A 25,450-nucleotide genomic window follows, 5' to 3' on the forward strand; every position below is an offset into this window, starting at 1 on the left:
GGCGGACACTACCGTTCCTCCAGTTCCAAAATCCCCCTCCGCTGCTTTTGCCTCTAGGTAGTTCTTTAGTTCAACTTATATAGATGGCTCGCCCCGGCGAAAACACACAAAAAAGCCTGCGGCAAAGCGCAGGCTTTCGTTGTTTTTCTATCGCGTTCCATTACTGTAATAGTGATGTTAGAGTCTCCACAAGGTAGCACAACTCGTAATACCCGCGCCTACCGACCACATAAAGAACAAGTCGCCGGGGACCAGCGTACCGTCCTTAATCGCATGGTGAAGGGTGATAAATGGACTGCTTGTGCCTGTGTAGCCATAAATATCCCCAATGTAAGGGAATTTAACGAGCTCCTCGTCCAGCTTGCCCGCGATATCTTTAATGACGCTCAAGTTTAACTGACTAAGGATATAGTGCTTCACATCACTTTTAGTATAGCCATGTTCCTGAAGCAGCTGCTCAATATTGGATACCGCTGTCGGGAAAGCCACATTGACATTGTACTCCGGATGAAGATAGATTTTTTTCTCTTCAAGCGACAGATGTTCTCCGTACATTTGTGTCATGCCTCCGGCAGGGAACTGCATATCCTCCGCCTTCTGCGTATTGGTGTAGTACGCCGAATCTATCAGGCCGGAGTCCGTATCCTCCACTCTCTCCAGCAGAACCGCACAGGCTGCATCTCCGCACAGGCCCTTGGACGCCAGGTCACCTTCTTTGTAGAAACGGGCAATCTGCTCCGACCCTACAATGAGTGCGTATCTAACTCTGGGAGTGGATATCATGGATCGGGCTGCTTGGTCAGCAGCGACAACCATACCTACACAGTTGGCATTGCTGTCATAGATAATGCAGGAATCTTTACCCTCCAGCGCCTGATGCACAAATGCAGCATCTGTCGGAGCGCTGAAATCATGTGTTCCTGAGGAGAATACGATCATATCCAAATCGCTTCCGCTGAGCCCGCAGCTCTTCAATAGCCTTTTGGATGCTTCAATAGCCATATAAAGCGTGCTCTCTTCATAGTCCGCCGCGTAATAACGATTCTTACGGCCAAAGAACTCCCAAATGCCGATAAGCTTGTCCGCTGAAGATCCGGCCTGCAGAGCCAATTCCTCATTGCTGATCTTATAGGCAGGATGGTACACTTCGGTGCTTATTATTTTGACATTAGCCATGGTCGACCACCCTCTGCTTAGATTTAGGATATACGATTTAGGATTTAGGATTTAACGATTGCCCATGCCTCTTCCACCGTGTCCACAAAATGTCCTTTAAATCCGGCGCTTGGAGCTACTCTCTGTAATTGAGATTTGGCTACCACTTTCTTCGGATTCACCAGAACCGCATGTTTAAATCCGTTATACAGCACATAGCAGCGTTCCAGAACCGGCAATATCTCCGGCTTGAAGGGCGCCATATCATTGCAGTCAATAATCAGAGACATCTCGTGAATCGGCAAGGTCGGCATGGACGCCTCGAATATTTCCACTTCTTTTACCGTTTCAGCCAATTCGGCAAATCCATGTAAGCTGATGAAGATGGTGTTGAATTCCGGGTACATTTTAGTTTCTGCGATCATTTTTTAACGCACTCCTCTAGTTGTTTTTTTCAATTTGTGATTGCGGGATTCATTGGAAATAGGTTAATACCCAAGATTTACCGCTTTACTGCTATCATCAAATTGCACTTTTTTTTGATAGTTTCTAAAAATTTATTTATGGTGTTCTGACTATTGTACGAAGCACAATATAGTCATTCGCGTCGCGTGAGATCAAAGTGTCTTTATTAAAATACACAAAATTGTCCGCACTGCGGTTTCGTTCCCCAAGCAAAAAGAGTTCCCCGTTTCGGAGGTTCACTCCGCGGGCTAACAGTTTATTGTTCATCATTTCCGAGAACACCGCATAATTGTCACCCACGATTAATAGATCATTCCGGTCGCCAATAACCCATTCACGTTTAAGCAATACTTTTACCGGGGCTCCGGCTTTACTGCGGTCCATCGTCATATAAATGAAGTAATTTTTGGTCTTGCCGGCAGTATCCACTTCTTTGGAGTCAATCATCCAGACAATATCTTTACCATTCGAAGCTACGAGGTTGAAGGATTCATTTTCTTTCAGCTTATAAATCTCAGTTGTTTTTGAACTTGGCAGATCATACAGATACAACGTGCCGGTGTCCCATTTGCTATAGATGAACTTGTCATCTACAAACTGGTAGACCTGATCAAAACCGAGATCATTAATGGTCTGGGTTTCCAGCGTCGTTTTGTTAGTGAAGTAAAAATATGAGCTACTGCTGTGTGCATAATATTTATCACCCACACCGAGTAATTCCGGATTATTCACTTCCAGCGGAAGCTCGCTTGTTTTTTTGGTTTTCAAATTGTACTGTACCAGCTTCTTCGGGTAGATATTAATTTGCTTAGTCACTTCAATTGTGGACTCATAATAATAAACACTGTCTCCCAGGAGCTGCAAGTTCGTTTTGAACGTGTTAGTTGAAGTGACCTTCTCCGTCGTCTTCTTCTTCCAGTTATGTAAGTACAGCTGATAAGCCCCTTTGCTATCCTTCTCCAGTGAAGCGATCGTGTCACCTGTGAACTTGTAGTTGTAGTCAAGCGGCATGTTATATGCAGTTTTGACATCCGTAAAAGTGTACTTCGCAGCTGCGTGGACCGGAGTGGCAATCAGGGGGCCTGCAGCCAAGACCGCAGCCAGAATAAACGTTAAGCCTGGCCTCAATTTGTGGCGAATCTTCAAAAACATGTTTTTTTATTCTCCTTTTGTTGTATTTAGACAACAAAAAACCAAACTACATGAGCGTCCCCGCTGTCATGCCGCTTTCGTGAGCGGTTTAGACCGGTGGCTTTGCGTCTTCCGCCTTTCGGCGGAGTTGCCTTTGTTCATCAGCTGGCGCTTCCGAATCACAAACATATTTTGGTATTTATTATCTATCTAAATTTATAATTCGACAATAGCAGTCATTATCCTCCTTTTTTCTCACATTCAAATATTGTTCGCTGTATCTGTTTGGCTACGATAGTGCATAGATCCGTTTGACCAGAATATCAGTGGTTTATAGCTCTCCATATGGGATATTCTGCGCGCTAAAAAATCTGTCAAGCCCTCGCTGTGGACCAAACAGTACAAATCAACATCCGAGTAAGCATCCTGCTCTCCTCTGGCATGTGCGCCTTTCAGAAATACCGCCCTGACTGCCGGATCACCCTTTACGGCCAGGCCTACCTGACGGATTGCTTCGTCTTGTTTCATTCTCTCTTCCCCCTGCAATGTGTAGTATGATCTGAACATAATCTTTCTTTTTTATTAAAAGTGAGAAATATTGTGGCGCTGGTGCGTCTTATATACAAATAAATCAATTGGAGGCACTGGATGAAGGCACAGGAAAACGACGAACAAATCATTGCCGAAGTGCTGCAGGGCAACCGGGAGGCCTTTGCGGTACTTGTAGACAAATACAAGTCAAGCTTGTATCGTCTGCTGCTCGGTATGGGCGCCAGTCACCAGGATGCACAGGATTTGGCCCAGGAAACATTTATTAAGGCATACCAGAAACTCCGCGGGCATCATAGCCAATCAAGCTTTGCGGCTTGGCTGTACGCCATTGCGATCAACCACTTCAGGTCACTGAAAAGGCGGAAATCCCCAGGCCTAACAAGCAGTAACTTACTGGAGGAGAAGGATCGCGGGCCAACCCCTGAAGAGCAGTATATGCGTAAGGAAGACGAGCTTGAAATGCACCGGAAATTGTCCAAGCTTCCAGAACGATACCGGATTGTACTGCTGCTTCGCTATACCAATGAATTATCCTATGAGGAAATCTCAGCGATAACGGGAATGCCTATGCATCAGGTCAAAAATTGTCTCCACCGCGCCCGTCAAAAGCTGAAGAAACAATGGTCGAAATCCAGGGAGGGTTCCAATGAAAAAATGGGCTTACACCAATCACAATGACTTGTCCGGCACTGATAACGATCTATTGACGGATTCACAATTGTATACAAGCTCTAATCTAGCTGATGATTTCACAGAGCGCGTTATGGAACAAGTTCGCAATACAGAGATACTGCCTGCCTCCGGGCAACAATTATCCGAGATATCCGGAATGCAAACGGGCCGCACCCTAAAAGGAGGTTTAAAGTGGGGCAGCACTGTTGCTGCAGTGATAGGAATTGCTTCATTACTGTTCTTTATAGGCAAATCAGGTACAGTGTCAGAGACGCTGTCCAACCCTCCACAGAAGCCGTTCCTCCTTGCCAACCAGTGGGCAGAGCTTGGTCTTCTGGACGCCAAAATACTCGGAGTGGTGCAGCAGCCTGGCATAGAGAAAACCGATAAAGGCTATACCTTTGTCCTGCAGGACGTAGTGGCTGATCCTACCCGTTTGGTGCTTAACATTAGCATTACGGATAAAACCGGACATGCTGCCAACGACGCAATGTCCAAATTTAATACCAGCCAATTGGAAATCCATGATGAACAAGGACACAACATCGGAGAACTGAAAGAGATCATGCCCTTGGCCAGTGACATTTATGGAAACTCTGGTCAAGCCTCTCTGCTGTTGACTTACGTATTCCCTGATGAAGGCCCAGGAAGCACCGTAGTTATTCAAGGCAATATTCATGAACTGGCTTCAAACAGTGAAACAGAAAAGGTAGTCGCCGGAGACTGGAGTTTTAGCTATGAAGCAGATATGACCGCAGCACAGGCATTATCGGTAACCACAGATTTGAAGGACCATGTCTATAAAACTCCGGATGGGATGAAGCTGGAGATGGATCAAGTAATGCATACACCTGCAGGTGTCACACTGAAATTCAACACCTCGCTTACTGGAGAGGCAGCCAGCCTTATTTCTGCCAATCTTAATAACGCTCTTGGGCTCATGTTCCATTTTGAGGATGAGAAAGGTGAAGAAGTTTCAAGAATCAACCGTTACAAGTCCGGATATATTACCGACACTTCCTTCGGCTACACTGTCAGATCAACAGAACAAGCCGGCAAGCTGCACTGGACCTACTATTTCAAGAGCCTTCCATATGACAGCCGGCAAGTACGGTTCATCCTGGATGGTTACAACAGTCCCGTCAAGTCTAACGATTCAGTGACGTTCCATCCTCATGAGCTTAATGAGAAACCCGCAGTATTTAGTGCTCAAGGTGATGTGCTGAAGGTGAACAAGATGGAGATCAAAGAAATTAAGGATGAACCGGGAATATCCGGCTGGATGTCGGTCAGCGGCGAATTCACCAACAGATTTGCCAATGACAAGTGGGTCGCCCTCGATGGTAAAGGAAAGGAATACAAAGTTATCTTTAGAGGTGGTTTCACTATGGATGAGACAGTCACATTCGGTGAGACGGGCAATCATGTGAATGAAGCCTATCTTATTGCCAAAGGCATGACTGAACTGCCCGAGGAGCTGACGCTCCGCCGGGTCATAACGGATAAAAGGTTTACCGATGTGAACTGGAGCTTTGCTCTGCCAAAAATCGAAGTGAAAAAACCTTGAGTTTGCTGATGTAGTCATCTTTCAGGATGCTGTACACTTCAAGATCGACGATTCCTTTGCCTGACCATACATTGGCTTGTCTCAAAGTCCCTTCTTTCATGAAGCCGTTGTTCAGCAGTACCTTTTTGGAAGCCCTATTGGGAGGCATTACTTCAGCTTGAATTCCACCCCACCCCAATGGGCTTGCTCCAAAAAATAGCCGACCGATACCATATTTACTTTCTGATTAAAATCAAATGCCTCGATAATACCAAGCAATTTGTCATTATCATTACAACCGAATATTTATGTAATTGCATCCCTCTTCATTTATTGTCTTTGAACACTCCCGCCACCTGTAGAGGTGGGGGATTCTTGGGTCATTGCTTCCTTGAAGCAAAATGCATCGATTTTCTCAAATGTGAAAAATCGTACACCAAGCGATCCCTGTGGTTCCCACAGTTCTTTGCAAGACGGTTAAACCGCCATCATTATAATATTCTGTGCGGCATTTTCATCACGATCATGCGTTGTATCACAACCTGGGCAGACCCATTGCCGCACTGAAAGGTTCTTCACTTCGGGGTTGATGAAGCCACATACAGAACAGGTTTGGCTGGTCGGGGCAAAGGTATCCGAAATCTTAACCGTGCGTCCGTACCATTTCGCCTTGTAGGAGATTTGACGTTCGAGCTCACTCCAGGACGCATCGGCGATAGACTTTGCCAGTTTGTGATTTTTGAGCATATTCGCCACGCGAAGGTTTTCTATACTGATCGTTTGGTTTTCGCGAATCAGTTTGATTGTGAGCTGATGCAGAAAATCATAGCGGCAATTGGCGATCTTCTCATGAATGGAAGCGACCTTTTGCTTGGCTTTGTGCCAATTAGAGCCGCCTTTGCTACGGCGAGCCATACGGCGTTGCCAATAGGCTAACTTCTTTTCGAAATGGCGATACCACTTGGGATTTTGAACCCGAAATCCATCGGAACAGACGGCAAACTCTTTAAGGCCAAGGTCAACACCAATCTCTTTGCTGGCTTGAGGCAGGGGCTTAACGTCAACTTCACAGACGATGGATACGAAATATTTCCCAGACGCATTCCGGCGAACGGTTGCAGACAGGATGCGTCCCTCTAAAGCTCTGGAATTGGCAAAGGGCATCCATCCCAGCTTGGGAAGCTTGAGTAGACGTTCTTCCACAGCAATGTTGCCGTTGGTATATTTCGTTGTGTAGCTTTGGACAGGGTGTTTACGGTTTTTGAAACGTGGAGCTTGATTCTGTTTTTTGAAGAACCGATCAAAACTATCTGCCACGTTTCGAACCGATGATTGCAAAGCAATGCTATCCACGGTTTTCAACCATTCGAACTGTTGTTTGAGTGCAGGAAGTTGTGTGGCACAACGATTGTAGGATAAGCCTTTGCCTTTCGTCTTATAGGAATCATTCCATAGGCCTAAAAAATGATTGAACACAAAACGGCAACACCCGAACATCTGATGAATGAGTTGCTGTTGTTCATTTGTAGGAAAGATGCGATACTTATAGGCTTTATGAATGAGCATGCCAACACAACCTCCTTTCGACGAAGTATATAGGGATATTATAGCACATACGTTCGTTTTCTTTGCAAAAAACACCGATTCATCCCCAACCTATAGAAGGTTGGGTGTTCTCGGCTTTCTTTGATAAATAACTTATCACAATTGATACTTTCTCCTGCCCCAATCTAATAAAGCATTGACCAATCTCCATGGATCAGGTAATAATATACATATATAACAACAACACAGAAGAAGAGTAAGTAGACATATGTGAGAGGACTTGCAGAGAGCCGGTGGTAGCTGCGAACCGGTGTCCGGCATATGATCGAATGGACTTTGGAGTTGCTTTCCCGAACCGTCGGCTACAATGTTGTAGGGAAATGCCGGGCATCCCGCCGTTATCAAGGGAGCGGTCTCGAGATCATGTATTTAGCGATCTCCGCACCGTATAGCGAAGACTGTAACGCTTGCAATTCATGCAGCGGGACGGTCATTTAAGGTGGTACAACGACAACTTCGTCCTTATGGGACGGAGTTTTTTTGTATTGATAAGGGGGTGATGGCCATGGAGGATGGCTGGTGGTGGCGATTTATAATTTCTACACAACAACATTATACCAGGAGGTTTTTTAACGATGAAAGAACGTGTACTCACAGGAGATCGGGTTACCGGCAAACTTCACCTTGGCCATTACGCCGGCAGCCTGCAGAACCGGGTTATTTTGCAGGATCAATATGAATCCTATGTATTTCTGGCGGATGTTCAGGCACTGACGACCCATTTCGATAGACCCGAATTGATCCGCAGCCATATCCGCGAGATTATGCTCGATTATTTGTCTGTAGGCATTGACCCCGGTAAGACAACCCTTTATGTACAGTCCATGATTCCGGAAATCGCCGAGCTGACGATCTTCTTCTCTATGTTTGTTACGGTGAATAACCTGCGGCACAATCCAACGGTAAAAGCAGAATCGAAAAACAGCAGTCTGGATGAAATGTATTATGGGTTCCTCGGTTATCCGGTAAGCCAAGCGGCCGATATTGCCTTTTGCAAAGCCACCATCATTCCCGTTGGTGAGGATCAGCTGCCGCATCTGGAGCTGGCCCGTAAAGTTGTGCGCCGGTTTAACGAGCTGTATAAGCCTATATTTGTGGAACCTCAGGCGTTGATTAGTGAAACACCCCGGCTGATTGGCACAGACGGCAACGCGAAAATGAGCAAAAGCCTCGGCAACGCCATAACGCTCGATGCTTCAACGGAAGACCTTGCCCACAAAATAAAAAGAGCAGTGACAGATCCTGCCCGCGTTCATAAAAATGATCCCGGGCATCCGGATATCTGTCCAATTTATGCTTATCACCGGGCCTTTCTTCCGCAAGACGCCGCTGAAATCCGCGAAGGCTGCGAACGCGGGACCATCGGATGTTCGGCCTGCAAAGAACGGATCACCTCCGCGCTGGAAATGCTTATGGCACCGATGCGGGAACGCCGGGCTTATTATGCGGCCAGACCGAAGCTTGTCGATGACATTCTAATGGCCGGCACCCGCCATACCCGGTCTCTGGCCCAGGAAACGATGAACGAAGTCCGCGAGGCCATGAGCCTTGATTATTTTAAATGAACTCGAGATGCTTTCAACAAAGGTTCTGGAATTGATGACTTAACAGATGAATAATTGTGAATAGCAAAGAGGCCGCTTAATCAGCGGCCCCTTCTTGTTGTTACATATAAATATCGACTACAGTACCTTCTGCTGTGCGCAGATTTTCAAAGTCTGCCTGTTTGATCCGCAATCCTCCAAGACGATAAGGGTTGGCAAGCCGTTCGGCCTGAACCTCCTTGCCGCCCACGTTTACAGAGCGGAGACTGCCTTCTGCACAGTGGTAGATGAACGATACCGGCGAACCGCCATATTCGAAGGCAAAGCGGGTTCCATCCAGTTCATCCGGCAGTACAGGATCAATGATGAGGTCACCGCCGTCCTCACGGATACCGAGCACGTTTGTGATCAGCTGATTCATGTAGATTCCGGGACCGCTGGAATAAATTCTCCAGCCGCCTTTAACGGCTACCGAACCATTCCGCAGCTCATTGAACCGCTCCTGCGCTTCGTAACGGTTAGCAAATTTCCCGTCCGAGCTGCTGAAGTAGGCATTGCTCTGACGCAGTTCAGCATTCGGCACGGCATCGCGGATCCCAATCGGATTAATGACCGCCAGTCCGTTCCATACCTGATCCCGCTTGCCGATCTTCGCCATAGCTTCTACGAACCGGATATGCGCATGCACATATTGAAGTCCGATTTCGCGTCCGAAATTAGCCGCCTGCTCCGCCCGTTTAAAATGTGTGCTGACTCCGCCGGCATATTGCGCCGGATGATTCATCAGCCGCACACCATCCGGGCAGAGGAATTGCTCCAGGATCAGCTTATAATGCGACTCCATTTGCTCTGGTGTGAGCAGCTCACCGATCATGCTGCGGGTCATCGGCAACAGCCGGTATTGAATACCGGTCTCCTGATCTTCTGGATGAAGCAATGGCTTGGCATCCTGCGGATCTTCGAAATACAGGAAGCCTGGAATCACTTCCGTTCCCAGCATGTAACGGTTGAAATCACTTTTGATCCCTTCCGCCATCTGCTTCAGCTCATTTGACCAAGCTTCATCATTGCTCTGCAGCACTCCGGATAAACCGAGCACTGTCTGATAGGTAAGTGCAACTGTCCAGCTGCTGACCATATACTGCTTCAGCTGTGCGTTCGCCGGCTGGAGCGTATCATCCCAATCCCCGTCGCCGTAAGAAGACAGGAACGTATCATGCAGGAAGTGAGATTTAATGTAATCCAGCTCTTTGTTGGCATGTTCCCGCAGCGAAGCTGTCGTTTCTGTAAAGTCAAAGCTGTGCTTGCGTGTATATGGAATCTGTTCATCCAGCACAGCAAAATCAAGGGTTGCCCGCAAATAATCCCCCAGCACTTTAAGCGGCCAGACAATAATATCGCCGTGGCTTTCTTCCTGCTGAATGGATGTGTATTTGTCGAACATGAACCACTGTGGCCAGCTGCCATCATCTTCATACTGATGGGCAAACACGGTCAGCAGAATCTCGCGCACCTGCTCATATTTGTGTGTGGCGAGGAAATATTCCACCGGTCCCTGGCACACATCACGTGTCCCCCATGCTGCGCCGCCATACTGCTCCAGACCATGAGGCACTGAGTAATGGACCAGCATATTGTGAGTGTACCACCAGGCCAGCGCATTCACTTTGAATAGTCCGCCTTCGACTCCGCTTTCCTGTGTCAGCTTGAACCCATTCATGACACCGGAGAAAAACTCACGGTAACGGGTGATTTCTTCTGTGACGGGTTTATTGGAGAGCGGACGTTCCTTGCCGTCCAGCAAGCCCTGTAGTGTCAGCGTCCACTCTGCGCTCTCCTCCAGTTCAAGCACCGCAAGCGAAGCACTGCCCTGAACCGGTCCGTCCGCCAGCAGACTTTCATCTCCCAGACGGTAAGAAGCACCCTCCAGGAACATCTTGTAAGTGAGCTCAGGATATACCTCAGCACTCGTTCCGGACTTCTCGCCGCGGAAGCTGATCACTCCGTTCGGATCCTGAGCCATTTGGTAAGGCACCTCATACTCGGCCACATTCATCGTAATCTGGTTGCTGACGAGGAAACGGTAGGCTTGGCCGCTTACAGATCGTACATGCAGCTTTACTTCCGGTGAATCAACTGTTGTATAGTTGGTAATCACAAGCGTATCGGATAGAGTTTTATAGTACCAGCGCACGTAGTTAAAGCCGATTTCAAATAACGACGGCATCGTAAGCATACGGTATTGTCCATCCATTTCCACATAAATACGCTGTCCTGAAGTCTTGTACACATTCAGCGCATTACGGGGGTTGGACATCATTTTATTGAAATTCGTATTACCGACTACCACCTGGGAGTTGAAAATCCCATACATATACGAGGTTGTGGTCATGACCTCAGCACCCAGATGAGCATTGTCCCCGCTCATCAGAATATGCCCGTGCGGACGTTCGACCAGCAATTCCTTACGCTTGAGCACAATATGCTCATAGGTGCCGGTAAAGAAGGCTAGCAGCTGGCCGCCATCACGTTCTTCCTCAAATCTCTGCGGGAACAATGAGTTCAGCTCTTCCTCCAGCATGTCTACAGTTTGCAGCGGCGTTCCAAAACGTGAAGATAAGGAGGCCTGATTCAGCCAATGACCTGTTTCCTGAACGTCTCCCAGGGCTTCAGCCTCATCCCACGCTTGACGCAGTGCCGAATTAAATTCCAGCTCTGTAATGGCTGCGGGATGATCTTCACGGAACAGTCCGTAAAAAGTAAAACGTGCGGCTCCATCCAGTTGAACTTTCTCGGATTTCAGCGCTGTATAGGCAAATTCATATTGATAAATCTCATTGGCCAGCTGTTCCTGGTACAATGCTTCCGGTTTGTCGGTTTCCTTGTAGGATAATCCGAAGAACTGGAAGCCATCGGTGGAATACCCGGCAGCTCCGGTGAGAGTACCTTGCTGCAGGTACGGGAACTTGCCGCCTTGCGGCTGATTTTGCCGGGAGCAGACCACATATCCATACTTCTCATCCTCAAATACCGCATGATCAATATATTGCGATAAATAGGCTTCATTACTGGTGACAGCTGCAGGGGAAGCAATTCCCACGTCTTGACTATAAATGACGTCCAGCAGCACATTGCTGCCTTCAACTTTCACATCCCAGAACCACACCCCACGGCTGGACAAAGTAAATAGCACTTGATAACGGATATCCGTCAATAGCCCTGGCACATCCGGACCCGCAGTAATTTCACCTTGCCACACCAGGCGTTTGCCATCCTGACGGAAACGGCTGCTCGATTTCACACCTAGCAGCGGAAAGGCCTGAATGCCATCCTGCAGGTGCAAACGCGCATAAAGATTTCCGGGCGCACCGTCTACGCTATTAGACAGCAGCTGATTGATCATCATCGTCCCGCCGACAGCCTGGTACAGGTCGCCGCTTTCCAGGAAAGTAAAAGTCAACCCATCCTCGTGAAGCGACAGCTTGGAGCCAGTTCCTGTTATAGTTGTCATTTCTACTCACTTCCTTATCTGCTGCGGCAGATTGCCGCTATTCGTCAGTATTTGTGTTTTACATTTCGCATTATTTAAGCAAACGGAAAGATGCTGCCTGAACATCCTTGCTGCTAGCGCCGATGAACAGGCGGAATTGGCCGCGGTCACTGCTTACGGACAGGTCACTGTGATGATAGCGGAGCATACTTTCGTCAATCTGGAAGACGACCTCGCTGCTTTCTCCCGGAGCCAGCTCGACCTGCTTGAAGCCTTTCAGCTCTTTAACCGGGCGGACTACCTCTGCCGATACATCACGGATATAAAGTTGAACCGTTTCTGTTCCAGCCATCTTCCCGGTATTTGTGACAGTCACCTTCGCCTCAATCGGCTGATCACCCTTCATTGTCTCCGCTGAAAGTGTAAGTCGCTCATAGGTGAAATCCGTATAACTTAGACCGAAGCCAAATGGCAGCAACGGTTCGTTAGGAATATCAAGGTACTGGGAAATATAACGGTTGCCTGTCTCTTCTTCCGGTTTGGGACGGCCGGTACTGAAGGAGTTATAATAAACAGGAATCTGGCCAACGGAATAAGGAACGGACATACTAAGCTTTCCGGATGGATTAACCTTTCCGTATAACAGATCCGCCAGCGCAGCACCGCCTTCACTTCCCGGGAACCATGCTTCAAGTACAGCATCAGCAAGATCATACACACCATGCAGATCAAGCGGGCGGCCGTTAAACAGGACAACAGCTAAAGGTTTGCCCAGCCCTCTCATCAGCTCAATCAGTTCCAGCTGCGCCTGCGGCAATTTGATATTGCTGCGGCTGCCGCCTTCACCGCTCATCTCTGAAGATTCACCGACCGCAAGCACGATTACATCAGCATCTGCAGCTGCTTTCAAGGCCTCATTACGCTGAAACTCGCTGATCGTGTCGATGCCGCTTCCCTCAGCAATAATCACATTGCCCGGATTTTTGCTGAGTATACGCATGGATGCACCAAGCTTGACTGCCGTCTCTTTAGAACCGGTCCAAGACCACCAGCCCAGAATATCTCCGCTATTCGCAAACGGACCGATCAATGCAACCCGTTGCTCAGGCGCCAGCGGCAGCACACCTTCGTTCTTAAGCAGTACACTGGATTTCTCGGCAAGCTTGCGGGAAACCAGGCGATGCTCGCCGGAGAACACAAGCTCGCGTTCAAGAACCGGATCCGCACCACGCATTGGATTCTCGAACAAGCCCAGCTTTTCCTTAAGCTTCAGTATCCGCAGCACAGCTTCATCAATCAGCTCTTCATCCACAAGGCCTTCTGCCACCAGTTCGGGCAGATGATTCACATAGCTTGTGGTCATCATATCGATGTCGACGCCACTCCAGATTGCCTTAAAGGCGGCTTCTTTTTCGTCTTCGGCAGCGCCATGGGCAATGATTTCTTTAATAGCCGCCCAGTCTGAAATGACGATCCCCTCAAAACCCCATTCTTCACGCAAGAGGCTGCGCAGCAGCTTGCTGTTTCCGGTAGCCGGAATCCCGTCCACAATATTAAAGGAAGTCATCACCATCTCGACTCCTGCGTCTACCGCTGCTTTATAGGCCGGCAAGTAGTATTCGCGCAACTGGCGTTCCGACAAGTCGACTGAATTGTAATCACGTCCGCCTTCAGACAGTCCATAAGCTGCAAAATGCTTCACGCAGGCTGCAACACGGAATACATCATTTCTCAGGTCATCCCCTTGGAAGCCCTGTACAAATGCCTTGGCAAATACTGAGTTCAAATAGGGATCTTCACCCGTTGATTCCATCACACGGCCCCAGCGGGCATCTCGGACCAAATCCACCATCGGCGCAAAAGTTACATGTAGTCCTGATACTGCGGCTTCACGCGCGGCGATTTCTGCACTCTGTTTAGCGAGTTCCGGGTTCCAGGAGCAGCCGATCGCCAGGGGAATCGGAAATATCGTCTTGAATCCATGTACAATGTCCGCCATAAACAGCAATGGAATGCCAAGTCTGTTATTCTTCAGATGTTCTTTCTGCACAGCCATCATTTTCTCCGCACCGGCTATTCCAAGTACGGAACCAGCCGCAAGTTTGGTCTCGCTGCCGATACCGAGCTCCTCCATAGGTCCGGTGATTTCTGAATGATCGCCCGGTTCGTCATAAAAGGGGGCTGCGAGCTGCAGCAGCTGGGCTATCTTTTCTTCAAGTGTCATGTGCTTAACATATTTGTGATAGAGATGTTCAGTCATGGTTGTGTTCCCTCCACCGAAACGAAACGTTTCTATTCTATTATCTCTTTATTTATATGGTCTCTTACAGTATGAGTTGTATATATTTCATAAACGTTTCTATTAATTTCGACAGCAATACAGAGCAGTAGGAGTACCAGAATCTACTCTTGCCCGATAAATAACCGGAAGCTTGCCGCCGCGCTGGCCAAAAACAAAGCGTTCGGCGGGATTATCGCATCCAGCTCCGGTTAACTGTTGATTTTAACCGAGTTCCGTTCAATCAGTTCGATCTTGAGCTTGTAGAAATCGTTGACCTCATCTCCGTTCAACCTTTGGAACAGCAGATGTCCGGCCAGCGAACCGGATTCGTACATCGGTTGACGGATGGTGGTCAGCCTTGGCTGAAGGTATTCAGCTAACTGGATATCGTCAAATCCAATGACCGAAAGATCATCCGGCACGGAAACTCCGGCTTCCTCCAGCGCCTTCATTCCCCCGACTGCCATTTCGTCATTGGCATAAAACACCGCCGAAGGCAGCTCACCCTGCACCAGCATCATCTTCGTTGCTTTATAACCGCCCTCACGGACAAAGTTGCCGCTTAGCTTCCACTTCGTTTTTTCATTCAGACCCGCCTCATGCATGGCACGCAAATACCCCTGATAACGCAGTGCATTGTCATAAGAGTTAGCAGGTCCGCTAATATAAGCAATAGAATGATGCCCTTTTTCAATCAGATGACGGGTCGCACTATACCCACCCTGTTCGCTGTCTACCACCACATTGATAAGGCCTTCACCGGAAATCAGTCGATCCATCACGACGATTGGAAAACGCGCACCCGCAGCAGCATGAAGAAGATCTACTGTAATATTATGAGCCAGCACAATAGCGCCATCTACTCTTTTTTCGAGTAAATAACGTACAGCCGTCGAATCTTTTCCACCCATCGAGCTGCAGGCAATCAGGTCATAGGAGTTGGATAGCGTGACATCCTGAATGCTGCGGATGAGCTCCGAATAATAAGGACCGGATAAATCCGTTAATATGAGTGCAATCGTATTGGTCCGGCTCCGCTTCAAATCCATGGCAAAGCCGTTTTTTTGATAATTCAGCTGTCTTGCTGCTGCCAGAACTTTTTCTCTCGTTTTTGCGCTAACCTTGCTGTCCCCGCTCATCGCATACGAAGCTGTGGACAGGGCTACACCCGCCAGCTTGGCCACATCCTTGATTGTTGCCATCCATTTCAACCCTTCCTGAACCCTGCATTATTTCTCTATATACTATTTTATCCCAGAGATCGTATATCCTTCTATGATATGCTTCTGGAAGAAGATAAATATGATAATAATTGGAATGACCATAAAGGCCGCACCAGCCATTTGCAGTCCAAACGCTGTACCATATTGGCCTTTGAGCAAGGACAAACCTACTGAAAGTGTATATAGTTTCTCGTCATTGGCAATAATCAGCGGCCACAGGAAGCTGTTCCAGGCCCCGATAAACGTCAAAATCCCTTGCACCGCAAATACCGGCTTCACGATCGGCACCATCAGCTGGAAAAAGATCCGCAGCTCGCCCGCTCCATCCAGCCTTGCCGCTTCCAGCAGATCCATTGGAATGGTAGTCATAAACTGACGGAACAAGAATATCGCAAATGCCCCTACTAAGCCGGGCAGAACGATACCCGCCATCGTATTTACGAGATGCATTTGATTAATAATCAGATACGTCGGGATCATGGTTACTTGTGATGGAATCATCATCGTACCCAGGATAATAAAGAAGAACTTATTTTTGCCCGGAAAATCAAATTTCGCAAAAGCATATCCGGCCATCGCATTCAGAAACAGTCCGGCAAAAGAACATAACACGATAATCAGTGTATTTTTCAAGTAAATTAAGAAATCCATCTTCACGAACAAATCCCGGTAGTTGTTAAACGTTGGGTGCGCCGGGAAAAGCGACGGTGGAATCACCGTAAATTCATTCTCTGGTTTAAAGGATGAACCGATCATCCAAATAAACGGCACCATCATCAGAAGTCCTCCGACAACGAGCAGGGTAATCATAATTCCTTTTTCCATCTTCTTCATCTTCAGTGCCATGCTAGTTCCCTCCTTCTTAAGCCTGCAGCATCACGCTGAAGCTTAGTATTCCACTTCTTTCTTTTTGACCGCGAATTGGATAAGTGTCGCAATAATAATGATGATGAACAGTATGAATGAACCCGAAGCCGCATAACCGAATTTGCTCAGCTGGAACCCGTTATTGTAAATAAAGAGCGCCATTGACATCGTTGCATTTAGCGGTCCACCTTTTGTCATCACGAGCGGCTCTTCGAAGAACTGAATCCAGCCGATCAGGGTCGTAATGGTTACAAAGAAAGTAGCGAATCCAAGCAAAGGAACGGTGATGTAGCGCAGCTTCTTCCAGCCGGTTGCACCGTCGATTTCCGCAGCTTCATAATACGAACGTGGAATTCCCTGAAGGGCCGCCAGGAAGATGATCATATTGAGACCAATTGATTTCCAGAATGCCAGCAGGATAAGTGAAAATTTCGCCAGCACAGGATCTTGAAGCCATTGCTGCGCAGGCAGGTCAAACCAGGAAAGAACATAGTTAAACAAACCGTACGAACCATTGTATAAATAACCCCATACTACGGCTACGGCCACAATGTTGGTAATGGAAGGCATATAATAAATCACCCGGAAGCTTTTAAACAGCCAGCCTGTTCCGTAATTCAGCAGCAATGCAACCCCCATGGAAGCAATAACCACGCAGGGAACCCCGACAACAACATAAATAAGTGTGTTATACATCGACTTTAAGAAAATAGGATCTTTGAAAATATTAAAATAGTTATCAAAACCAATAGCACTTATATTCGAATAATCCGCAAGCCCCACCAAATCCATATCCGTAAAACTGATGACCAGTGCGATAATTATCGGGATAATCGAAAAAAGGGTCAGCAGGATTACCGCGGGCGCGATAAACAAATATGGATACTTATGCTTGTTCCACTGCTTGACAAATGAACTCACAACATCACACCCCTTCGCATTCTTTCACTTTCTTCCGTGTGGAAGGATATACAGGCATAATGCCGGAACCTCCGTAAAAAGGAGATCCCGGCAGTCCGCCTGACACAATACTTCAATAATTATTTGTTGCCCAGCAATTCATTCGCTTTGGCGTTCAGCTTGTCCAGCTCGGTTTGTGTATCCGCTCCGCCCATGGTAATCTGCTCGAAAGCAGCCATTGCAGCCTGTGCAATTTCTTCATATTCTCTGACCGTTGGAGCCGGGCGGGAATTTTCAAGCTGTTTACCGAACGCTGCAATCATTGGATCCTGAAGCGCTTCGTTCTTCCAAGCTGCTTTGAGTGCCGGCATGGAGTTAGAGGTTTCGAAATACTTCAGCTGTGCATCCTGTTCGGCCATGAAAGCAATGAATTTTGCAGCTTCATCCGGATTCTTGCTGTAGTTGAAGATGGACAGATCTGCACCGCCAATGGAAGAGGTGTTGGTTACTTTAGCAGGCAATGTCGTTACAGCCCATTTTCCGTCAATTTCAGGGTTTTTCTCTTTTACGGTCTGGATCATCCAAGGACCGCTGATGAACATAGCCATCGTTCCGTCTTTGAATGCTGCTACAGTATCAAGGTCAGTGCCTTTAGGCGACAATCCTTCATCATAGAAGCTTTTCAGAAAATTAACAGTCTCCACATAGGCCGGTTGATTGAACTGCGGCTTACGGTTGCTATCAATAATTTCGCTGCCGTTCTGCCAAGCAAAAATTACAGGGTAGATAGAGTCTTTACCTTCAATCGGCAAGGCATAATGTCCGGCTCCGCCTTTTGCCACCAGCTTCTTGCTTGCATCCTTCAGCTCGTCCCAAGTTTTTGGACCTTCAGGGTAACCAACATCACCAAGCATATCGGTGCGGTAGAACAGCGCCCGTGTCTCAACATAGAATGGGATACCGACCGTCTGGTCTTGATATTTGGTCGTTTCAACGGCTCCGTCAAAGAAGTTCTCCGGTTTCATGCTTGGATACTTTTCGATGTATGGAGTCATATCTTTCAAAGCTCCGGCAGCAGCAAATTCAGGAATCCATGTGGTACCCATCTGAACAACGTCCGGGCCGTTTTTGGAAGCGACTGCGGTCAGCAGCTTATCATGTGCGGTATCCCATGGGATCGCTTGCACATCCACTTTGATACCAGGATTTTTTTCTTCATACATTTTAGCAATAGGTTCTACGGTATCAGATGTACCCATGAACCATACTTTAAGCGTCTTGTTGTCTCCCGAAGCAGCATTGTTGGAATTATTACCGCAACCCGCCGCAACTAATGAGAAACTCATCAACATTGCCATCATCGTAACTCCAGTTTTTTTCTTCATTTCTCTTTCACCCCTGTTTTAGTATGAGCAAAACTTAAAAAACTATGATAAAAGCCCTTACATCGAAACGTTTCGATTATTATCGAAAAAAAATTCGAATATTATCATTCTTTTTCTTATTCCCCGAGGTAGTCACAGGTAATATTAACCAAAAAATGTAGAATGAAACGAATATTTAGACATTTTTCGAGTTGAATGAGCATTTTCGTGAACATATTGCTAATTCATCTGATGGTTGATTCGAATCGTTTCGATAGCCCTATTATAAATCCATGTGTTAGCGATTTCAAGTGGCTTATTAAAAAAACAGCTTTTCACAGCCAACTCAAGGACGCAGTGTTAATATATGGATTAATCTCAGTTTCGAAAAAGTAAATTATGGAATCTGCTGTATAAATGTTTACAAAAAAGGACGCCCTGTACAAAACTCAGCGCGTCCTAACTGTATTGCTGTTCGGTGAAAATAAAGTATTGACTAGCGCAAGCGCAGCACCACAGATGATGAAAATACGCCGAATTTCAGTCTTCCTTGCAACAGCCAAGATGCTTATTGCGAAGTTACTGAGCGGAAATCTCGAACTTCGTGCCGGCATCACCGGCGAAAACAATGGATCCTTCCAAGGGCAGTACGACCGGATCCTTGCCTCCGATGACACTGAAATAGATACATTTTCCCTTGGCATCATAAACGGCGAATGAAGCGTTCGGGGACATGCTCACCTTAATAGTCTTACCCCCGTCTTTGTCGCTTATCGTATACCACTTGGCGTAGCCGTCGGGCTGAATCGTAACGGTTGACTTCTTAGCGACGTACATAGGCTTCACGGCGTCCTCGTTCACTAAGATGATTCCACCCATACTCAGGTACTCAACGCCGTCATGTGTAAAGAACATAAGATCTGAGAGATCCCGCCCGTTCAATCCCGGAATTTGCAATTCGGAGACAGCTGAATTCGGGCCGGTTATTCGCTTATCCAACACATACCCCGGCAATTGTTTCGACACATTCAAGTTGGTGATTACCTTTTTCAAATAAGAAATCGACGTATACTTCTCAGTCAGCAGATAATACTTCTTCCCGTCGCGCTGCATCCATGCTTCCTTGGTCTCAGCCGGAATATCTTGGGGCTGGAGCTTCTCGGCATTATATACAGACATAGCAATCTGCCCAAGACCCGGCACTAAAGTGTATTGACGAAGCCATAAGTAGATACGGCCGTTCTCCTCCGTCACGAAGCTGATCAGCGAATTTCCATCCGAACTATGGAACATGCCGTCCGCCGAATATTCGAAGGTTTGGACCGGATTATCAGGTGACAGCTCCGAAGTGATGGACATTACGCCGTCTTCGGATATTTTGATGTTCATCGTTGTACCGGTTGCGCCATAGATTCCCGAATACTGCAGCATGGACTCCGGCATATCAGATTTTACCGGCGCGCCGTATGACTTTTCAGGCTTGAATTCAGTAATTGTCCCTTTCTCTTTCAGCACCTGAAGCAGGATTTCATTCGCCAGAAGCTGATCATACGTGCCGTTCCCGCCGGAAGTGACAACAGCTGCCGCCATGTACTGTTCGGGAAGCACAACGAGCGACGCGTGATAGAAAGACGTGTCCCCGCCTTTGGTCAGCGCCTTCATCCCGTATTCGCTGAAGGGATACAGATTGACGCTGTCTCAGCCGAGACCGTATTCGAATGAGTTGTCCGCATCGTCAGGCCACAATGGCATCTTGTACTCGTCTTGCGCCATGGCCGCAGCCGATTTACCGGACAAGACTTCTTCCGCTTCCCCCGTGAAAACTTGCGAGAATCGAGCCAAATCTTCCGCCGTGGAATAAATGCCCCCAGCTCCGATCACGTTGATCGTCTCGCCCGGAAGTTGTTCTGCATATGTAGGATAATAGAGTCCCGCCATCTTCGCTTCGTCCGGAGAATCGAGCGGTGTCACTGTACTCGTCATACCCAGAGGTTCCGTAATATACCGGTGGATATAAGCGGTAAAGTCCATGCCGCTAACCCGCTCAACCAGAATCTCGGCCAGCGTAAATCCGTCATTGCAATAAACCGAATAAGCGCCCGGGGCCGCCTTTAAGGTCTGACCGGCCAGTTGCTTAAGCAGTGTGTCGTGGGCATAGGTGTCGTTATCTTCGAATAAACCGGCGTTCGTAAACGAGGATCCCTTCAGCCCGGAAGAATGATTGAGCAGCATGCGCGGAGTAATCTGTTTGTAGCGTTCATCCTTCATCGTAAACTCTGGGATATACTGGACGATCGGCGTATCCAGATCGATTTTCCCTTGATCGACGAACTGCATAACGGCAACCGTGGTAAACATTTTACTCGTCGAACCGATCCCATACATCGTGTCTTTCGTGAGCGGCCTCTGTCCTTTCTCATCATTCTTGCCGGATTGGCCGGATACAACGATGTTGCCATGATCAATAATGGCGTATTGCACGCTGTTAGTATCGTAAGTTTTCGTGAGGAGATCTGCCTTTTCCTTTGCATCTTTCCGGGTTACTTCGTAGGTGAGCCCAGCTTCGTTAGATGGCGAGTCCATTTCCGCCATCGGCACGGTTATCGGAGCAGCACTTGACTCGACCACCTCAGATGTATCTAGTGCCCCTGCTGTGTTCTGCATCTCAGCTACTGGTGTGTTGTCGCTGCAGGCGGTTAACAGCAAAAGTAGACACAAAAATAGCACAGCTACAGTTATCCATCGACTTTTCATCATTCAAACTCTCCGTTCCGTTTTTTTTGGAATAGATGTCAAAATTAGTTTTTACGAAAAGTTTCTGTTAGCTTATGAAACGCCTGCCAGTCTAATACTTTATTTTCTCAGTCTGCAACTTTATTTTCTCTGAACAATTAGCAGACTTGAGATGACCTCACTGCCCTTCTATTCAATTCATTAATCCGTTGAAATTCGGTTAGCATTAACCGATTCCCGGCGGATCAATTCCGGGACTAACTTCAATGTTCTGCCGGCTCCGCCGTTCATCACTTCAAGCAGCATTTCAGCAGCGAGTGTCCCCATGCGTTCGTACTGATGCCGCACTGTAGACAGCGGCGGGTTATTATATGCGGTAAAAAATGCTCCATCATAGCCCATTACTGAGATATCCTGAGGCACGGAGATGCCTTTGCGGGCAAGCTCCATAACCGCACCCATTGCCATTAAGTCATTTGCGCAGCAAACCGCCGTCAGCTCAGGTGCCCTTGCCAGCAGTTTCAGGACTGCCACCGCTCCGCTCTCCCCGCCAAAATCTCCATATTCCAGCTGGGCGGAATCATGGAGAGTCCCTGTTTCGGATAAAAATATCTCGCTGAAGCCCTTATAGCGTTCCTCGCATATGCTTACATCCGGGGGGCCAGTAATATAGCCGATTCTCCGATGTCCTAGCCCAATCAAATAGGCGGCTGCCATTTTCCCGCCTTCCCGGTCGTCAGAGGCAACCAGCGAGCAACGTGGCCCTACAGCTGAGCCAAGATTTACAGAGGGAATCTGCAGCTTTACCGCTTCCTTAATAAGCGGGTGATTCTTGGCAAAGGGTGGCATGAATACACAGCCTTCCAGATTTCTCATCCGCACCCATTCGGTTAAGCTGTTGGGCTTATACTCCGTAAAGGGCACTGAGAAAATTAGAATCTCCTTCTGGTAGAGCCGTAAAGCCTTTCTTAAGGTGGTAAAAATATCGTCGAACTCACGAATTGACTCCTTTTCCATCTCCGGCATGAATACACCAACCAGGTTGCTTTTACGGGTGACCAGTTGCTTGGCACCCAAATTGGGGACGTATCCAAGGGACTGGGCCGCTTCTTGCACGCGGGCTATGGTTCTCGGATGTACACCGTAACTGCCGTTCAACGCTCTGGATACGGTACTGACCGATAAGCCCAGCTTTTTCGCAATATGCTGTATCGTCACTTCCAACCTGATCTCATCCTTTTGCGGCTTCCGCCAAAATTTTACCCGCCTCCACCTTCAAGAGCGTTTCCACATGATAGTCCTTTCCGGTATCCTGCTCAAGCTTGCGCAGAGCTTGACGCTGAGTTTTGGTTGCGGGTTGATCCTGTATGAGCGCGGCCAGATTGTCATGAGCGATTTTCCGCGCAAGGACAGGATCCTCCATCAGCTCAAGCATTTGGTACATCGCTGCTATTGCCTGTTCTTCACCCGCTATTCCATACCCGGAGTCTGTGCTTAGCATAAAGCGGTCGGGGAACTTTTTCATGACAGGAATGAATTGTTCCGGCGCACCCCCAGCTGGATTATAAATAGAGAACCCGGCAAAAAAGTCAGCATATAAATTGGGGTGTGCGGAAAGCAGCCGCTCAATCTCTTTCGGTGTATTGTAGGCATTCATATGCGCAAAAATCATCATCGTGTCCGGATGCTCTTCCAGTGCCTGCTCCAGCTTCTCAACCGGCATACCGCTAGGCGGATCAATGTGCAGCAGCACCGGCACCTTGTATTCAGCGGCCAAATCATAGATTTGCGGGAGATAGCCATCGAGAGGATGATTGGCCTTCCAGGCCACCCGGGATACAACCGGTGACATCGTGGAGGCAGCAACGATTTCGCCAATGCCCATATATCCCTGCTCCAGATTATTTCTTACTACCGTCAGGCTCTCTGCGCGATGCAGGTCAAATCCGCAGAAATACGGAATAATAGTCTCCGGGTGCTCCTGATAAGCCTTCCATGCAAATATATCGGAAATAACGGCACTTGGTTCAGACACATCACCAAACAGTACTACTTGCTGCACCCCATGATCTTTCCAAGTCTTTAGCATAAGAATATACTTCATTAGACTGGCATCATGATTATGGGCGTCGATAAGACCCAGGTCCTTATACTTGGCAACTAAATCTGTCAGCGGATTGTCTGCCTGATCGGGAGCAATGCTGGCTTCTGCAGCGGCAGGTTCCGCTGTATTGGGCATAGAGGACTGTATTGTCTGTTCTAACACAGGGTCTGCTATATCTTTGGCTTGCTCATTCCGCAGATACAAACCAGCCAGTGCTGCGAGTACAATAATAGTGCCGAGCAGCCACACCACATTTCTGCGCATCATGATCAGATACCTCCTTATTTTCGGAAACGTTCCCGATATTAACGATAATTATAATTCTTTATCTATATTATGTAAATGTCGTTTTCGGGAACGTTTCCGACATAGTTGTCAAACCAGCCGTCGGCGGTTCTTTTGCAAACCACCGTGGCCGTCTGTATCCTACACTTGTTTTCCGTAGGCCTTGCCTTCTTTTATCTTCTGTACTTCATACATATTTACCGTTGTGCTGATGATAAAAGCCGGCTTCTCTTGGCCCCTGCTGTTGCGGTGACCCTGGATATGAGCATCACTTTTCTCCCAATTCTTCCACGCTTCCTCTGATTCCCAGCGGATCAGGAGCAAGACCTCCTCAGTATCCTTGCTCTTCTTGTTCAGCGTAATGCTGATATCAATGAGCCCTTCCATTTCCTCCAGCGCCCCCGGTGCACTGAACTTTTCAATCACTTTATCGCTGTTCCCCTTCTCAATGACGATGGATCTGGTCTGAATAAACATCAATGATTCCTCCTATGATGCCATAAGCGCCTCTAGCTCTGCTGCTTTTGCTTGGCATATTCTCTTGTTTCAACTCACTGTTTTATTCTAATTGATAATCGTTATCATTTCTAGTCGGATAGAAAACAGTCTTTCTCTATTGAATAGGTGCATACTTCTTTTTTAACTGAACTCTCTCTTGTACGAGGTTTCAGGCAAATATATACTCGGTATAATTACAACCATCCTTTACTGGAGAAAGCTGGCCTGTTATGAATGTTCAGATCAAACTTGCGGACAAAGGCAAGTATGAAGAGAAGCTTGAAACGACTGTAGATGGGCCTAAGATGGTATTTCGATTTAATAATGGAGACAGACAGGAGCAATAGAGAATGGAAATTATAGGCGAGCGAATACAGCTAAGGGATTTTACCGGCAGCGACCGTACTTTTTTCGGGGAATTGGAGGGTCATGAGCTGACCACCCGTTTCGAGAACCACAAACCGGATGCCGCACAAATTCAAAAGGATTTTGAAGCAGCTTTATCACATGCACAGTGCAAACCCCGTGAACATTTCAATTTGATCATTTGCAGAACTGCAGATAACATACCCTTAGGTGGCGTCAGCCTTAAGCTGAACTGGTCAGAAATCAGGGAATGGGAAATCGGCTGGGCGCTGCATCCGGATTATTGGCGGCAGGGTTATGCTGCGGAAGCGGTCAGGCTGATGACCTGCTATGCCTTTGAGTCGCTTCAGGCCCATCGAATCGTAGCGTATGCCAACGCCGATAACATCCGCTCTGAGAACCTGATGATCCGGGTGGGCATGATCAAGGATGGCGTACTCCGGGAGACAAGATATTGCAATCAAACCTGGTGTGATGAGCTAATCTATTCGATGCTTGAAAGAGACTGGGTCCAGCTTAATCTATAAGGCTAGCAGCACTCCCTACAAGTATTTAATGATACCTCTCATCTACAGGGATAAAAGAGACTGGGTCAGCACGACCATGCTGACCCAGTTTATTACTATATAGATTGAACTTAAAAATTTGAGAAAAGGGAAAGGAGCAACG

18 protein-coding genes, 2 pseudogenes and 1 riboswitch are annotated in these 25,450 nt (G+C 47.5%); of the genes and pseudogenes, 4 read left to right on the forward strand and 16 right to left on the reverse strand.

Annotation, left to right across the window (positions count from 1 at the left end):
* Nucleotides 1-177 precede the first annotated feature (177 nt).
* The 4 genes from AC3WT9_RS07625 to AC3WT9_RS07640 form a co-directional block, all read right to left on the reverse strand.
* Nucleotides 178-1,176, reverse strand: a complete 999-nt coding sequence (locus tag AC3WT9_RS07625; RefSeq protein WP_341092640.1) for a ketoacyl-ACP synthase III — start codon at nucleotides 1,174-1,176, stop codon at nucleotides 178-180.
* A gap of 44 nt (nucleotides 1,177-1,220) precedes the next feature.
* Nucleotides 1,221-1,580 (reverse strand): hypothetical protein, encoded by a 360-nt coding sequence (locus tag AC3WT9_RS07630; protein WP_038590982.1) that lies wholly within the window; start codon nucleotides 1,578-1,580, stop codon nucleotides 1,221-1,223.
* Nucleotides 1,581-1,716: 136 nt separating this feature from the next.
* Nucleotides 1,717-2,772 carry a hypothetical protein gene (locus tag AC3WT9_RS07635; RefSeq protein ID WP_492407528.1) on the reverse strand — a complete coding sequence of 352 codons (1,056 nt, stop codon included), beginning with the start codon at nucleotides 2,770-2,772 and terminating at the stop codon, nucleotides 1,717-1,719.
* A gap of 50 nt (nucleotides 2,773-2,822) precedes the next feature.
* Nucleotides 2,823-2,914, reverse strand: a riboswitch (cyclic di-GMP riboswitch).
* Nucleotides 2,915-3,012: 98 nt separating this feature from the next.
* Nucleotides 3,013-3,279, reverse strand: a complete 267-nt coding sequence (locus AC3WT9_RS07640; protein WP_341378387.1) for a hypothetical protein — start codon at nucleotides 3,277-3,279, stop codon at nucleotides 3,013-3,015.
* Between the two features lie 120 nt (nucleotides 3,280-3,399).
* On the opposite strand from AC3WT9_RS07640, the gene AC3WT9_RS07645 reads away from it, so the two are divergent.
* Both AC3WT9_RS07645 and AC3WT9_RS07650 read left to right on the forward strand, forming a co-directional pair.
* Nucleotides 3,400-3,981 (forward strand): RNA polymerase sigma factor, encoded by a 582-nt coding sequence (locus AC3WT9_RS07645; protein ID WP_341378386.1) that lies wholly within the window; start codon nucleotides 3,400-3,402, stop codon nucleotides 3,979-3,981.
* Nucleotides 3,950-5,542 (forward strand): DUF4179 domain-containing protein, encoded by a 1,593-nt coding sequence (locus AC3WT9_RS07650; RefSeq protein WP_341378385.1) that lies wholly within the window; start codon nucleotides 3,950-3,952, stop codon nucleotides 5,540-5,542. The genes AC3WT9_RS07645 and AC3WT9_RS07650 overlap by 32 nt, the downstream gene beginning before the upstream one ends.
* Here the strand turns inward: AC3WT9_RS07650 and AC3WT9_RS07655 are convergent.
* Together AC3WT9_RS07655 and tnpB are read right to left on the reverse strand one after the other, a co-directional pair.
* Nucleotides 5,487-5,827: pseudogene (locus tag AC3WT9_RS07655) on the reverse strand (GNAT family N-acetyltransferase); the annotation flags it as partial. The gene AC3WT9_RS07650 and the pseudogene AC3WT9_RS07655 sit on opposite strands and share 56 nt — an antisense overlap.
* A 171-nt stretch (nucleotides 5,828-5,998) precedes the next feature.
* The gene (tnpB, locus tag AC3WT9_RS07660; RefSeq protein ID WP_341092635.1) at nucleotides 5,999-7,087 is read right to left on the reverse strand and encodes an IS200/IS605 family element RNA-guided endonuclease TnpB; all 1,089 of its coding nucleotides are present in this window, start codon (nucleotides 7,085-7,087) and stop codon (nucleotides 5,999-6,001) included.
* A 614-nt stretch (nucleotides 7,088-7,701) separates the two neighbouring features.
* Between tnpB and trpS the strand changes: the two genes are divergently transcribed.
* Nucleotides 7,702-8,691: a tryptophan--tRNA ligase gene (gene trpS / locus AC3WT9_RS07665; protein WP_341378384.1), complete on the forward strand. Its 990-nt coding sequence runs from the start codon at nucleotides 7,702-7,704 to the stop codon at nucleotides 8,689-8,691.
* A gap of 100 nt (nucleotides 8,692-8,791) precedes the next feature.
* On the opposite strand, the gene AC3WT9_RS07670 is transcribed toward trpS, so the two are convergent.
* The 10 genes and pseudogenes from AC3WT9_RS07670 to AC3WT9_RS07715 all read right to left on the reverse strand — a co-directional run bounded on the left by AC3WT9_RS07670 (nucleotide 8,792) and on the right by AC3WT9_RS07715 (nucleotide 24,394).
* Nucleotides 8,792-12,181: a GH36-type glycosyl hydrolase domain-containing protein gene (locus AC3WT9_RS07670; RefSeq protein WP_341378383.1), complete on the reverse strand. Its 3,390-nt coding sequence runs from the start codon at nucleotides 12,179-12,181 to the stop codon at nucleotides 8,792-8,794.
* A gap of 70 nt (nucleotides 12,182-12,251) precedes the next feature.
* A complete protein-coding gene (locus AC3WT9_RS07675; RefSeq protein WP_341092632.1) occupies nucleotides 12,252-14,420 on the reverse strand; it encodes a glycoside hydrolase family 3 N-terminal domain-containing protein in 2,169 nt (722 codons plus the stop codon).
* Between the two features lie 230 nt (nucleotides 14,421-14,650).
* On the reverse strand, nucleotides 14,651-15,643 hold the full coding sequence (locus AC3WT9_RS07680) for a LacI family DNA-binding transcriptional regulator (protein ID WP_341092629.1): 993 nt from the start codon (nucleotides 15,641-15,643) through the stop codon (nucleotides 14,651-14,653).
* A 42-nt stretch (nucleotides 15,644-15,685) separates the two neighbouring features.
* Entirely contained in the window at nucleotides 15,686-16,510 is an 825-nt protein-coding gene (locus tag AC3WT9_RS07685; protein WP_038590959.1) for a carbohydrate ABC transporter permease, read from the reverse strand.
* Nucleotides 16,511-16,552: 42 nt separating this feature from the next.
* Nucleotides 16,553-17,452, reverse strand: a complete 900-nt coding sequence (locus tag AC3WT9_RS07690) for a carbohydrate ABC transporter permease (RefSeq protein ID WP_076112720.1) — start codon at nucleotides 17,450-17,452, stop codon at nucleotides 16,553-16,555.
* Nucleotides 17,453-17,571: 119 nt separating this feature from the next.
* Nucleotides 17,572-18,816 carry an extracellular solute-binding protein gene (locus AC3WT9_RS07695; protein WP_341092627.1) on the reverse strand — a complete coding sequence of 415 codons (1,245 nt, stop codon included), beginning with the start codon at nucleotides 18,814-18,816 and terminating at the stop codon, nucleotides 17,572-17,574.
* Between the two features lie 558 nt (nucleotides 18,817-19,374).
* Nucleotides 19,375-21,387 (reverse strand): annotated as a pseudogene (locus tag AC3WT9_RS07700) (serine hydrolase domain-containing protein).
* Nucleotides 21,388-21,729: 342 nt separating this feature from the next.
* Entirely contained in the window at nucleotides 21,730-22,746 is a 1,017-nt protein-coding gene (locus tag AC3WT9_RS07705; RefSeq protein WP_341380364.1) for a LacI family DNA-binding transcriptional regulator, read from the reverse strand.
* Between the two features lie 13 nt (nucleotides 22,747-22,759).
* Nucleotides 22,760-23,899: an amidohydrolase family protein gene (locus tag AC3WT9_RS07710; protein WP_341378382.1), complete on the reverse strand. Its 1,140-nt coding sequence runs from the start codon at nucleotides 23,897-23,899 to the stop codon at nucleotides 22,760-22,762.
* 159 nt (nucleotides 23,900-24,058) lie between these two features.
* Complete coding sequence (locus tag AC3WT9_RS07715; protein ID WP_341378381.1) at nucleotides 24,059-24,394, reverse strand: antibiotic biosynthesis monooxygenase; 336 nt, start codon at nucleotides 24,392-24,394, stop codon at nucleotides 24,059-24,061.
* A 371-nt stretch (nucleotides 24,395-24,765) separates the two neighbouring features.
* On the opposite strand from AC3WT9_RS07715, the gene AC3WT9_RS07720 reads away from it, so the two are divergent.
* Nucleotides 24,766-25,308 carry a GNAT family N-acetyltransferase gene (locus tag AC3WT9_RS07720; RefSeq protein ID WP_341378380.1) on the forward strand — a complete coding sequence of 181 codons (543 nt, stop codon included), beginning with the start codon at nucleotides 24,766-24,768 and terminating at the stop codon, nucleotides 25,306-25,308.
* Nucleotides 25,309-25,450: the final 142 nt, after the last annotated feature.

This window comes from Paenibacillus sp. EB106-06-01-XG199 (genome assembly GCF_058791575.1).